Here is a 12,215-nt window from a genome sequence, read left to right as displayed (position 1 = left end):
CAACGGCTGATCGGACTCGACCAGTCTGCCCGTACCGAGGCCGGTGTCACCCGCCTTTCGGGGTCCAGTTACCCCTCGATGGGTGATCGGTGGATCAGCCGCTCACGACGACGGCCGGACGTGCCCCTCGCCCCACGCGACCCACTTCGACGAGGTCAGCTCCGCCAGACCCATCGGACCGCGCGCGTGCAGCTTCTGGGTGGAGATGCCGATCTCCGCGCCCATGCCGAACTCGCCGCCGTCGGTGAACGCGGTGGACGCGTTGACCATGACCGCCGCCGCGTCGACCCGGGCGGTGAAGCGGCGCGCCGCGGCGACGTCGCTGGTCACGATGGCTTCCGTGTGGCCGGAGCCGTGCTCGGCGATGTGCCGCACGGCCTCGTCCAGCGAGTCGACCACGCGGGCGGCGATGTCCAGGGACAGGTACTCGGTGTCCCAGTCCTCGTCCGTTGCCGCCACGACGCCCTCTTGGCGCGCGAAGGTCTCATCGCCGTGCACGGTGACTTCGTGATCGCGCAGCGCGGCCGTGATGCGCGGGACGAACTCGTCCGCGATGGCCGCGTGCACGAGCAGCGACTCGGCCGCGTTGCACACGCTGGTGCGGCGGGTCTTGGAGTTGAGGACGATCGTCTCGGCCATGTCGAGGTCGGCGGTCGCGTCCACGTAGACGTGGCAGTTGCCGACACCAGTCTCGATGGTCGGCACGGTCGCCTGCCGCACGACGGCGTCGATCAGGCCCGCCCCGCCGCGCGGGATGACCAGGTCCACCAGGCCGCGGGCGGTGATGAGGTGGGTGACCGACGCGCGGTCGTGGCACGGCAGCAGTTGCACGGCGTCGGCGGGCAGACCGGCCGTCTCCAGGGCGTCGCGCAGGATCGCGACCAGCGCGGTGTTCGAGTGCTCGGCGGACGACGAGCCGCGCAGCAGGGCGGCGTTGCCGGATTTCAGCGCGAGACCGGCGGCGTCGACGGTGACGTTCGGGCGGGCCTCGTAGACCATGCCGACCACGCCCATCGGGACGCGGACCTGCCGCAGCTCCAGGCCGTTGGGCAGGATCGAGCCGCGCAGCACCTCGCCCACCGGGTCGGCGAGGCCGGCCACGGTCTCCAGGCCCTTGGCCACGCCGTCGATGCGCTTCTCGGTGAGCGCGAGGCGGTCCAGCAGGCCCTCCGACAGACCGGCGGCGCGACCGGCCTCGACGTCCTTGGCGTTGGCCTCCAGGACCTCCGGCGCACGGGCGCGCAGCGCGGCGGCCATCTCGTGCAGCGCGGCGTCCTTGCGCTCGCGGGTGGCCAGGACCAGGTCGTCGGCGGCGACACGGGCGCGCCGGGCGGCGGCGTGCACCTGTTCGCGCAGGTCATCAGTCACGTGGACCAGACTACGGTCACTCGTTCGTGGCTGTCGCGGAGGTTCTCGGGACCTGGAACTCCGGCCCCCGCACGCGTCGGGTTGTCGGTGGTCTCTGGGATGGTGTTCGACGTGGACGACATGGCGTTGCGCGAACTGGCCGAGGAACGGCTGCGGGCCCTGGCGGGGCCCGCCGCGGTGCTGCGCGAGGACCAGTGGACAGCCATCCGGGCGCTGGTCGCCGAGCGGCGGCGGGCGCTGGTCGTGCAGCGGACGGGGTGGGGCAAGTCGGCGGTGTACTTCATCGCCACGGCGTTGCTGCGGGCGCTGGGCGAAGGGCCCACGGTGATCGTGTCGCCGTTGCTGGCGTTGATGCGCAACCAGGTCGACGCGGCGGCGCGGGCGGGCGTGCACGCGGCCACCATCAACTCGGCCAACACCGACGAGTGGCGCGACGTGCAGGACCGCGTGGCGGCCGGCGAGGTGGACGTCCTGCTGGTGTCACCGGAAAGGTTGAACAACCCGGATTTCCGTGACTCCGTCCTCCCCTCGCTGACATCATCGGCGGGGCTGCTGGTGGTCGACGAGGCCCATTGCATCTCCGACTGGGGCCACGACTTCCGGCCCGACTACCGGCGGCTGCGGACGTTGCTCACGGAGCTGCCGGCCGGGGTGCCGGTGCTGGCGACGACCGCGACGGCCAACGACCGGGTGGTGCGGGACGTGGCCGAGCAACTGGGGTTGGGCGCGGGTTCGGACGCGCTGGTGCTGCGGGGCCCGCTGGACCGGGAGAGCCTGCGGCTGTCGGTGGTGCGGCTGCCGGGGGCGGAGGCCAGGCTGGGGTGGCTGGCCGACCGGCTCCACGAGTTGCCGGGCTCGGGGATCGTCTACGCGCTGACCGTGGCCTCCGCCGACGACGTGGCGGCCTTCCTCCGGGAACGCGGGTTCGAGGTGGCGGCCTACTCGGGGCGCACGGACCCGGCGGAACGGCAGCGCGCCGAGCAGGACCTGTTGGACAACCGCGTGAAGGCGCTGGTGGCCACCTCGGCGCTGGGCATGGGGTTCGACAAGCCGGACCTGGGGTTCGTGGTGCACCTGGGCGCGCCACCCTCCCCCATCGCGTACTACCAGCAGATCGGGCGTGCGGGCCGCGGGGTGGAGCGGGCCGAGGTCCTGTTGCTGCCGGGCCCGGAGGACCGGGACATCTGGGCGTACTTCGCGTCCCTGGCGTTCCCGCCCGAACGGATCGTGCGGCAGGTGCTGGACGCGTTGGCCGACGCGGGGCGGGTGCTGTCGACGGCGGCGCTGGAGCCGTTGGTGGAGCTGTCCCGGACCCGGCTGGAAGTGGTGCTGAAGGTGCTCGACGTGGACGGCGCGGTGCGGCGCGTCCGCGGCGGGTGGGAGTCGACCGGGCGGCCGTGGTCCTACGACGCGGAGCGGTACGCGCGGATCGAGGCGGCGCGGCAGGTCGAGCAGCGCGCGGTGCTCGACTACCTGGCCACCGGCGGCTGTCGCATGGAGTTCCTGTTGCGGCAGCTGGACGACCCGCACGCCGCGCCGTGCGGGCGGTGCGACAACTGCACCGGCCGGCGGTGGTCGGCGGAGGTCTCGCCGGCCGCGGCGACGGCGGCGCGGGAGAAGCTGCTGCGGCCCGGGGTGTCGGTCGAGCCGCGCAAGCAGTGGCCGACCGGGATGGCGGCGGTCGGGGTGGGGTTGTCCGGGCGGATCCCGGCGGGCGAGGCCGCCGAGACCGGCCGGGCGCTGGGCCGGCTGACCGACATCGGGTGGGGCAACCGGTTGCGGTCGCTGTTCAACGAGGAGGACCAGGAGGTGCCGGATGACGTTTTCGCGGCGTGCGTGAAGGTGCTCTCGGCGTGGGGCTGGAGCGAGCGGCCGGTGGGTGTCGTGGCGGTGGGGTCGCGAACACACCCGCTGCTCGTGGACAGCTTCGCGCGGCGGATCTCCGCGGTGGGGCGGCTGCCGCTGCTCGGGCACGTGTGGCTGGGTGAGGCCATGCGGCGGGCGAACAGCGCGCAGCGGCTGGCCGGTCTGGTCCGGGCGACCGAGACACCGGACATGTTCACAGTGGACGGACCGGTGCTGTTGGTGGACGACCGGATCGACACCGGGTGGACGATGACGGTCGCGGCGCGGCTGCTGCGGCAGGCGGGGGCGAGGGCCGTGCTGCCGTTCGCGTTGGCGGTGACGGCCTGATGCTGACCACGGAACGGTTGGTGCTGCGCCGCTTCCGCCCGGAGGACGCCCCGGCGTTCGCCGCCTACCGGTCCGATCCCGGGGTGGCGCGCTACCAGTCGTGGGAGCCGCCGTTCCCGCCGGCGCGGGCGGAGGAGTTCGTGCGCGAGGTGGCGGGACTGGACCCGGCCGAGCCGGGCTGGTTCCAGTACGCCGTCGAGGCGGACGGGGTGCTCGTCGGTGACGTCGGGGTGGGCCTGCACGAGAACCGGCGGCAGGCCGAGATCGGCTACACGATCGCGACCGAGCACCAGCGCCGGGGGTACGCGTCGGAGGCGGTGCGGCGCGTGCTGGACCACCTGTTCACCGAGCGCGGCCTGCACAAGGTGTCCGCCGAGTGCGACGCGCGCAACGAAGCGTCGGCGAAGTTGTTGGCGCGACTGGGTTTCCGCCGCGAGGGACACCTGGTCGAGCACACCTGGATCAAGGGCGAGTGGACCGACGACCTGCTGTTCGGGCTGCTGGCCCGGGAATGGAGGGGTTGACGACCGGAACAGAGCCGTTCGCCGGCTCTTCCCCCACTGTGATCGGCCGTGGAAAGGTCCCAACATGGCTGACACGACCGATCCACGGGGAGGTCCGGCGTGACTGAGGCGACCACGGTCCGGGAGGGACACCGGCTACCGGTCCGCAAGCTGGTGGCGGCGAGCATCGGCAACGCGACCGAGTGGTACGACTGGACCGTCTACGCGACTTTTTCGATCTACTTCGCGACCCAGATCTTCCCCAAGGAGAACGAGCAGCTCGCGCTCATCAACACGTTGGCGACCTACGCGCTGGCGTTCTTCTTCCGGCCGCTGGGCGGGTACCTGCTGGGGCGGTTCGCCGACCTGCGCGGGCGGCGGACGGCGATGATCCTCACCATCGTGCTGATGGCGGGCGGGTCGGCGGCGATCGGGCTGCTGCCCACCTACGAGCAGGTGGGGTGGCTGGCGCCGGTCCTGCTGCTGCTCGCGCGGATCGCGCAGGGGTTGTCGCTGGGTGGCGAGGTGTCGAACGCGTCGGCGTACCTGGCGGAGATCGCGCCCGCCGACCGGCGGGGCAGGTACTCGGCGTTCTTCTACATCTCCACCGGCAGCGCGCTGCTGGTGGCGTCGCTGCTCGGGCTGCTGCTGGCCCGGACGCTGTCCAAGGAGGACCTGGCGGCGTACGGGTGGCGGATCCCGTTCCTGATCGGCGGCGTGCTGGGGCTGGTCGGACTGTGGCTGAGGAGAAGTCTGGAGGAAACGGAACAGTTCGCGCACAACAAGGCGAAGGCCGAACGGCTGCGGCGGCCGTTGACCACGACGTTGCGGGAGCACCCGAAGGCCGTGGGGCGGCTGGTGGGGTTCACCATGCTGTCGACGCTTTGCTACTACACGTTCTTCAGCGCCCTGACGCCGTTCGCGGTCACCACGCGGAAGGCCGATGCCGGGGACGTGTTCCTGGCGCTGTCGATCGCCACGGTCCTGTTCATCGCCCTGCAGTACCCGATGGGCGCGCTGTCGGACCGGTACGGGCGCAAGCCGCAGCTGCTGGTGTGGTCGGCGGCGACGGCGGTGTTGGTGGTGCCGCTGTCGACGTTGATCGGGCCGGGGCTCGGCGGGCTGCTGGTGGTGTTCTGCGTGGGGCTCGGGTTGTACACGGCGATGACGTCGATCGCTCCGGCGGTGATGAGCGAGTTGTTCCCGACGGAGCTGCGGGGGTTGGGCATCGGCGCCTGGTACAACCTGACGGTCGCGTTGTTCGGCGGCACCGCGCCGCTGGTCATCAAGGTCATGCCGGGGACGTCGTTCTTCTGGTACGTGGCGGCGGGTGCGGCCGTCGCGTTCCTGGTGATCCTCACGCTGCCGGAGACCAGGGGCACCGAGCTGCGGTAGGCCGGGTCAGTGCCTGGGCAGGGGCACGAGGTCGTCGGCGTGGACGACTTCGCGGCGTTGTTCGGCGGGCAGGTCGTGGCTGGAGCGGCCGATCAGGGCGGGTAGCTCGGTGGCGTCGAAGCCGACCACGCCTCGGGCGACCACGTCGCCGGAGAGGTCGACCAGCTCGACCACGTCACCGGCCTCGAAGACGCCCTCCACCGACGTGATGCCCGCCGCCAGGAGGCTGCGACGGCGGTCCACGACCGCGGCCACCGCGCCGTCGTCCAGGGTGAGGCGGCCGGTGGCGTCGGCGGCGTGGCCCAGCCAGAAGCGCCTGGCGGTCAGGCGGGGGCCGGTCGCGGCGAAGGCCGTGCCCACGTCGGCCTGGCTCAGGGCGCGGACGGCGTCGGCGGCTCCGGCCAGGAGCACCGGGATGCCGGCGGACGCGGCCAGCCGGGCGGCGGCGAGCTTGGAGGCCATGCCGCCGGTGCCGAGGCCGGACGCGCCGACCGTGCCGGCGCGCACGCCGTCGACGTCGGCGGCGCCGGCCACCTCGGTGATGCGCTGCGCGCCGGGGTGGCGGGGGTCGCCGTCGTAGAGGGCGTCCACGTCGGAGAGGAGGAACAGGGCGTCCGCGCCGACCAGGTGGGCCACGAGCGCGGCCAGGCGGTCGTTGTCGCCGAAGCGGATCTCCTCGGTGGCGACGGTGTCGTTCTCGTTCACCACCGGCACCGCGCCCAGCGCCAGCAAGCGGGAGAACGTGCGCTGGGCGTTGCGGTAGTGCGAGCGGCGGACGACGTCGTCGGCGGTGAGCAGCACCTGGCCGACGGTGAGCTGGTAGCGGCCGAAGGAGTTGGCGTAGGCGTGGGCCAGGGTGAGCTGGCCGACGCTCGCCGCGGCCTGCTGCGTCGCCAGGTCGCGCGGGCGGCGGGTGATGCCCAGCGGCGCCAGGCCGGCCGCGATGGCGCCGGAGGACACCAGCACCACCTGGCTGCCGGCCGCGCACCGGGCGGCGACCGCGTCGACCAGGGCGTCCAGGCGGGACCGGTCCAGGCCGCCCTGCGCCGTGGTCAGCGACGACGACCCGACCTTGACCACCACCCGGCCCGCCGCCGCGACGGCCTGCCGGGCCTGGGACAACACCGACCCGATCACTCTTCCTCTTCGAGGTCCTCGTCGTAGGCGCCGGGCAGGCGACGCGCCTTCTTGGCGGCGAGGCGCTCGGCGGCGCCGACCCGGTTGTGGGGTTCGAGGCGGGCGTCGGTGCCGCGGCCGGTCATGGCCACGGCGGCGATGCCGGCGGGGGTGGACGGCTCCCAGTCGAACACCAGGTCGCCGATGGTGACCTGGGCGCCGGGGACCGCGCCCATCTTGACCAGCACGTCCTCCACGCCCAGGCGGGCGAGGCGGTCGGCGAGGTAGCCGACGGCCTCGTCGTTGCTGAAGTCCGTCTGCCGGATCCAGCGCTCCGGGCGCTCGCCGCGCACGATGAACCCGCCCGGGGTCTGGGGGTCCTCGACGACGGTGAAGCCGGAGTCGTCCACGGCGGTCGGCCGCAGGACGACCCGGGTCGCCTCCTGCTTGGGCCGCGAGGCCCGGTACTCCTCGACGATCCGCCCGAGGGCGAACGTCAGCTCCCGCAGGCCCTCCCGGCTGGCCGTGGACACCTCGAACACCGGCAGGCCGCGGGCCTCGACGTCGGGCTTCACGATGTCGGCCAGGTCGCGGGCCTCGGGGATGTCGATCTTGTTCAGCACGACGACGCGGGGGCGTTCGGCGAGGTCGTCCGCCAGGGAGGGCGTGTACTTCGCCAGCTCCTCCTCCAGCGCGTCGATGTCGGACAGCGGGTCGCGGTTGGCCTCGTAGGTCGCGCAGTCCACGACGTGCACGAGCACCGCGCAGCGCTCGATGTGCCGCAGGAAGTCCAGGCCCAGGCCCTTGCCCTCGGACGCGCCGGGGATGAGGCCGGGCACGTCGGCCATGGTGAACACCGTCTCGCCGGCGGTGATCACGCCGAGGTTCGGCACGAGCGTGGTGAACGGGTAGTCGGCGATCTTCGGCTTGGCCGCGGACAGCACCGAGATCAGCGACGACTTGCCCGCCGACGGGAAGCCCAGCAGGCCCACGTCAGCGACGGACTTCAGCTCCAGCACGAGGTCGTGCTTCTCACCAGGTTCACCCAGAAGAGCGAATCCGGGGGCTTTGCGGGCCTTGGACGCGAGTGCCGCGTTGCCGAGGCCGCCCCGGCCGCCCTGGGCGGCGATGAGGCGGGTGCCCTCGCCCACGAGGTCGGCGACGACCTCGCCGTCCGGGGTGAGCACCACGGTGCCGTCGGGGACGCGCAGCTCCAGGTCCGCGCCGTTCGCGCCGTCCCGGTTGCCGCCCGCGCCGCCCTTGCCGTTGCCGGCGGCGGCGTGCGGGCGGAAGTGGAAGTCCAGCAGCGTGTGCACCTGCGAGTCGACGATCAGGACGACGTCGCCGCCCTTGCCGCCGTTGCCGCCGTCCGGGCCGCCGAGCGGCTTGAACTTCTCGCGGTGGACGGAGGCGACACCGTTCCCGCCGTCACCGGCGGCGACGTGGATCACCACCCGGTCGACAAAACGGGACACGGGGAATCACTTCCAAGCGCTAGGTGTGGAACGTCTGCTTAAACACTACTGAGCGCCGTGGTCCGCGCATTCCCGCGGACACACGGCGCTCAGGAGGTGGTGACTCAGGCGGCAGCCTCGACCGGAACGATGTTCACGGTCTTGCGGCCACGCTTCACGCCGAACTCGACCGCACCGGGGGCGAGCGCGAACAGCGTGTCGTCCTTGCCGCGACCCACGTTCACACCGGGGTGGAACTTGGTGCCGCGCTGGCGGATCAGGATCTCGCCGGCCTTGACGACCTGACCGCCGAACCGCTTGACCCCGAGGTACTGGGGGTTCGAGTCACGGCCGTTGCGGGAGCTGGATGCACCCTTCTTGTGTGCCATGGCTAGTCAGATCCTCACTTACCGGTGATGCCGGTGACCTCGACGCGGGTCAGCTTCTGGCGGTGACCCTGGCGCTTGTGGTAGCCGGTCTTGTTCTTGAACTTGTGGATGCGGATCTTGGGACCCTTGGTCTGCTCGACGACCTTGCCGGTCACCGAGATCTTTCCCAGGGCGTCGGCGTCGGCGGTGACGTCGGAGCCGTCCACGACGAGAAGCGGCGCCGGGAAGGTGATTTCGGTGCCCGGCTCGCCTTCGAGCTTCTCGACCTCGACGACGTCGCCGACAGCCACCTTGTACTGCTTGCCGCCGGTCTTGACGATCGCGTACATCGGGACGGAAGTCTCCTGCTACTCGACGGACAGGGCCACGCGCGCCACAGTGCCACTCAGGTTTTCGTGGACTGGGCTTCGCACGACAGGGCCCACCGGACGGCGGGCCGTGCATCAGGTTACGTGGCGGTGGACTGCGGGGTCAAACCGGGGTCGGTGTACCGCGATCCGCCTGGTCACCGCCGGTGCGGCACCCCGGTGGACGGGGCCCCGACCCCGAGCGTGGACGTGCCCCGCCCGCCCCGGGAACGGGGTGGACGGGGCACGGGTGTCCGCTGCTCGCTCAGCTCTCCTTGACGGCGCCCAGCGGCGGCCCGGCCGGGCGCGAGGCGGCGCGGCGGGGACGGCGGCGGGCGGTCGGGGCGGGCTCGACGTGGCCGTTGAGCGACTGGTCGGCCGCGTTGGCCTCGGCGGTGCCGACCTGGGTGGGCGGCTGCACGTCGGCGGGCACGGCCGCTTCGGCGCCGGACGGTGCCTCGGTGGTGCCGGACGCCGCCGCAGCGGTGTCGGGCGCCGCCGGGGCGGTGTCCGCGGGCGCTTCGGCGGGGGCCGCGGGCGCGGCCTGGGCCGACTCCGCCGCCGGCTGAGCCTGACCGGCCTGCTCGGCGGGCTGGGCCTGCTCGGCGGGCTGAGCCTGGCCGGTCGGCTGGGCCTGCTCGGCGGGCTGGGCCTGGGCCTGGGCGGCCGGCTGAGCGGTCGCCGGGGCCTGCTCGGCCGGCTGGGCCTGAGCGGTCGCCGGAGCCTCGGTGGCTTCGGCGGGCTCGGTTGGCCGGGTCGGCTTGGACCGTGCGGCCTTCGCCTGGGCCGGCTCGGCCTGCGCGGGCTCGGCCTGCGCGGGCTGGGCCTGGGTGGGCTCCGGCTCGTGCTTGGTCACCGCGCCTGCTTCCCGGCGGGCTCGGCGGCGTTGGCGGCGCTTCGGCTCGGGGGTCGTGTCCTCTTCCACGATCGCGGCCAGGGGCTCGCTGGACGTGGGCTGTTCCACGACCGCCTCGGGCTCCTCGGTGGGCGGCACGACGACCTCGGCCACCGGTTCCGGGGTCACCGGAGGCGCGGCAGCGGCCGCGGCGGGCGTGGTGTCCTGCGTGTCGCCGCCCTTGCCGCGGCGGGACTTGCGACCGCCGCCCTGGCCCTGCTGTTGCTGCTGCTGCGCACCGCCGCCGCCGTTGGACGAGCCGTGGGTGTGGACCGGCTCGGTCGACACGATCAGGCCCCGGCCGCGGCAGTGCTCGCAGGTGGTCGAGAAGGCCTCCAACAGGCCCGTCCCCACCCGCTTGCGGGTCATCTGGACCAGGCCCAGCGACGTCACCTCGGCCACCTGGTGGCGGGTGCGGTCGCGGCCCAGGCACTCGGTCAGCCGCCGCAGCACCAGGTCGCGGTTGGACTCCAGCACCATGTCGATGAAGTCGATGACGATGATGCCGCCGACGTCGCGCAGCCGGAGCTGGCGGACGATCTCCTCCGCCGCCTCCAGGTTGTTGCGCGTCACCGTCTCTTCGAGGTTTCCACCCGATCCGGTGAACTTGCCGGTGTTCACGTCGATGACCGTCATCGCCTCGGTGCGGTCGATGACCAGGTAGCCGCCCGACGGCAGCCAGACCTTGCGGTCCAGTGCCTTGAGCAGCTGCTCGTCGATGCGATACTCGACGAACGCGTCGTTGTTGCCGACGTGGCGGCGCAGGCGGTCCTGCAGGTCCGGCGCCACGTGGCGGACGTAGCCGTCGATGGTGTCCCAGGCGTCCGAGCCCTGGACGACCAGCGCAGCGAAGTCCTCGGTGAACAGGTCGCGGACGACCTTGACCAGCAGGTCCGGCTCTTCGTAGAGCAGCTGCGGGGCCTGGGCCTTGGGCGTGTTCGCCTTGTCCTTGATGACCTGCCACTGCGCCTGCAGGCGGGTGACGTCGCGGGCCAGCTCCTCCTCCGCGATGCCCTCGGAGGCGGTGCGGATGATGACGCCGGCGTCCTCGGGGACGACCCGCTTGAGGATGTCCTTCAGGCGCTTGCGCTCGACGTCGGGCAGCTTGCGGCTGATGCCGGTCGCGCCGCCGCCGGGCACGTACACCAGGAAGCGGCCGGGCAGGCTGATCTGCGTGGTCAGGCGGGCGCCCTTGTGGCCGACCGGGTCCTTGGTGACCTGCACCAGGACGCTGTCGCCGGTGGACAGGGCCTGCTCGATCTTGCGCGCCTTGCCCTCCAGGCCGGCCGCGTCCCAGTCGACCTCGCCCGCGTAGAGCACCGCGTTGCGGCCCCGGCCGATGTCGATGAACGCCGCCTCCATGGACGGCAGCACGTTCTGCACGCGGCCCAGGTAGACGTTGCCGACCAGCGAGCCGGTGCCCGAGGAGGTCACGAAGTGCTCCACGAGCACGCCGTCCTCCAGCACGCCGATCTGCGTGCGGTCGCCGCGCTCGCGCACCACCATCGTGCGCTCGACGGCCTCGCGGCGCGCCAGGAACTCGGCCTCGGACAGCACCGGGGCGCGGCGGCGGCCGGCCTCGCGGCCGTCGCGGCGGCGCTGGCGCTTGGCCTCCAGCCGGGTCGAGCCGCGCACGCTGCGCACCTCGTTCTGGGCGGCCTCGGAGTCGGCCTTGTCGTCGCGCGCGTCCCGCGTCTCGCGGACGTGCACGACCGTGTTCGGCGGGTCGTCCTCGCTGGGGGCGGCCTCGTCGTCCGCGCCGGTCTTGCGGCGACGCCGACGGCGCCGGCGGCGGCTGGTGCCGCCCTCGTCCTCGGCCTCGGCGGCCTCCTCGACCTCGGCCTCGGCTTCGGCCTCCGCGGGCTCCTCGGCGACGGCCTCGTCCTCGCCCGACGCCTCGTCGCCCGCGCCCTTGCCGCGACCGCGACCACGCCGGCCACGACGACGGCGGCGGCGGCCTTCGCCCTCGTCACCGGCGTCCTCGCCGTGCGGCGCCTCCTCGACGTCGTCCTCGTGCTCCTCCTCCTCCACCTCCAGGGTGGACGCGGCGGGCGCGACCACGGGGGTGGGCGGCAGGAACACCGCGGACGGCGGCGCGAACAGCGGTGTGAGCGCGGCCACCTCGCGAGCCGGGACGGCGGGCGCCTCGGTGCTCTCGTCGATGTCCCCGGATTCGATGTCGTCCCAGGTCAGCAGGCTCTCGGCGACCTTGATCGCCAGGTCGCGGCTCACGCTGGACTGCGCGCCCTTGACCGGCTCGCCCAGGTCGGCGAGCGCCGCGACGACGTCCTTGCTGCTCGTGTTCAGCAGCTTCGCCAGCGCGTGCACCCTCAGCTTGTCCGGCAGTTCGGCGAGCACGGGGTGTGCGGATGTGGCGTTACCCCCGCCGGCGCCGGCGGGCTTGTTCGTGTTCGACATGCAGCTCCTCCGCCCCCGGGCGCGTCCGGTTCGACGCCGCCGCTCAGGGGCCTCTCTTGTCCACTCACCGCCGCGGCTGGCGGCGGGAATCCTTGCCTTCGCCGTGCGCTCGGGCACGGCAGGTCTGTCTTCTCCCG

9 protein-coding genes are annotated in these 12,215 nt (G+C 72.9%); 3 read left to right on the top strand and 6 right to left on the bottom strand.

The genetic code is table 11. The features are described 5' to 3' along the window. Window positions 1-102: 102 nt before the first annotated feature. Window positions 103-1,368, bottom strand: coding sequence for a glutamate-5-semialdehyde dehydrogenase (locus AB0A74_RS07620; protein ID WP_358248054.1), 1,266 nt, complete (start codon window positions 1,366-1,368; stop codon window positions 103-105). Window positions 1,369-1,467: 99 nt separating this feature from the next. Between AB0A74_RS07620 and AB0A74_RS07615 the strand changes: the two genes are divergently transcribed. From AB0A74_RS07615 to AB0A74_RS07605, 3 genes are all read left to right on the top strand, one after another. Next, window positions 1,468-3,561, top strand: a complete 2,094-nt coding sequence (locus tag AB0A74_RS07615) for a RecQ family ATP-dependent DNA helicase (protein WP_358248053.1) — start codon at window positions 1,468-1,470, stop codon at window positions 3,559-3,561. Beyond that, on the top strand, window positions 3,561-4,085 hold the full coding sequence (locus AB0A74_RS07610; RefSeq protein WP_358248052.1) for a GNAT family protein: 525 nt from the start codon (window positions 3,561-3,563) through the stop codon (window positions 4,083-4,085). The genes AB0A74_RS07615 and AB0A74_RS07610 overlap by 1 nt, the downstream gene beginning before the upstream one ends. A 99-nt stretch (window positions 4,086-4,184) precedes the next feature. Next, window positions 4,185-5,459 carry an MFS transporter gene (locus AB0A74_RS07605; protein ID WP_358248051.1) on the top strand — a complete coding sequence of 425 codons (1,275 nt, stop codon included), beginning with the start codon at window positions 4,185-4,187 and terminating at the stop codon, window positions 5,457-5,459. Between the two features lie 6 nt (window positions 5,460-5,465). Here the strand turns inward: AB0A74_RS07605 and proB are convergent, their stop codons facing one another. From proB to AB0A74_RS07580, 5 genes are all read right to left on the bottom strand, one after another. Continuing rightward, window positions 5,466-6,581 (bottom strand): glutamate 5-kinase, encoded by a 1,116-nt coding sequence (gene proB / locus AB0A74_RS07600; RefSeq protein ID WP_358248196.1) that lies wholly within the window; start codon window positions 6,579-6,581, stop codon window positions 5,466-5,468. 11 nt (window positions 6,582-6,592) lie between these two features. Further along, on the bottom strand, window positions 6,593-8,050 hold the full coding sequence (gene obgE / locus AB0A74_RS07595) for a GTPase ObgE (RefSeq protein ID WP_358248050.1): 1,458 nt from the start codon (window positions 8,048-8,050) through the stop codon (window positions 6,593-6,595). 104 nt (window positions 8,051-8,154) lie between these two features. Further along, window positions 8,155-8,418 carry a 50S ribosomal protein L27 gene (gene rpmA, locus AB0A74_RS07590; protein WP_309115082.1) on the bottom strand — a complete coding sequence of 88 codons (264 nt, stop codon included), beginning with the start codon at window positions 8,416-8,418 and terminating at the stop codon, window positions 8,155-8,157. 14 nt (window positions 8,419-8,432) lie between these two features. Beyond that, window positions 8,433-8,747, bottom strand: a complete 315-nt coding sequence (rplU, locus tag AB0A74_RS07585; RefSeq protein WP_121222273.1) for a 50S ribosomal protein L21 — start codon at window positions 8,745-8,747, stop codon at window positions 8,433-8,435. A gap of 283 nt (window positions 8,748-9,030) precedes the next feature. Continuing rightward, on the bottom strand, window positions 9,031-12,078 hold the full coding sequence (locus AB0A74_RS07580) for a translation initiation factor IF-2 N-terminal domain-containing protein (RefSeq protein ID WP_358248049.1): 3,048 nt from the start codon (window positions 12,076-12,078) through the stop codon (window positions 9,031-9,033). Between the last annotated feature and the right edge of the window lie 137 nt (window positions 12,079-12,215).

The sequence above is a fragment of the Saccharothrix sp. NPDC042600 genome (assembly GCF_040647305.1).
GTDB classification, from domain to species: Bacteria; Actinomycetota; Actinomycetes; order Mycobacteriales; family Pseudonocardiaceae; genus Actinosynnema; species Actinosynnema mutabilis.
Note: the sequence above shows the minus strand (reverse complement) of the source record. Positions and strands in the feature narration are given on the sequence as shown.

Coding starts and splice junctions, on each gene's coding strand:
- AB0A74_RS07615 (WP_358248053.1), top strand. CDS start 1,468: ATGGTGTTCGACGTGGACGACATGGCGTTGCGCGAACTGGCCGAGGAA.
- AB0A74_RS07610 (WP_358248052.1), top strand. CDS start 3,561: ATGCTGACCACGGAACGGTTGGTGCTGCGCCGCTTCCGCCCGGAGGAC.
- rpmA (WP_309115082.1), bottom strand. CDS start 8,418: ATGGCACACAAGAAGGGTGCATCCAGCTCCCGCAACGGCCGTGACTCG.
- rplU (WP_121222273.1), bottom strand. CDS start 8,747: ATGTACGCGATCGTCAAGACCGGCGGCAAGCAGTACAAGGTGGCTGTC.
- AB0A74_RS07580 (WP_358248049.1), bottom strand. CDS start 12,078: ATGTCGAACACGAACAAGCCCGCCGGCGCCGGCGGGGGTAACGCCACA.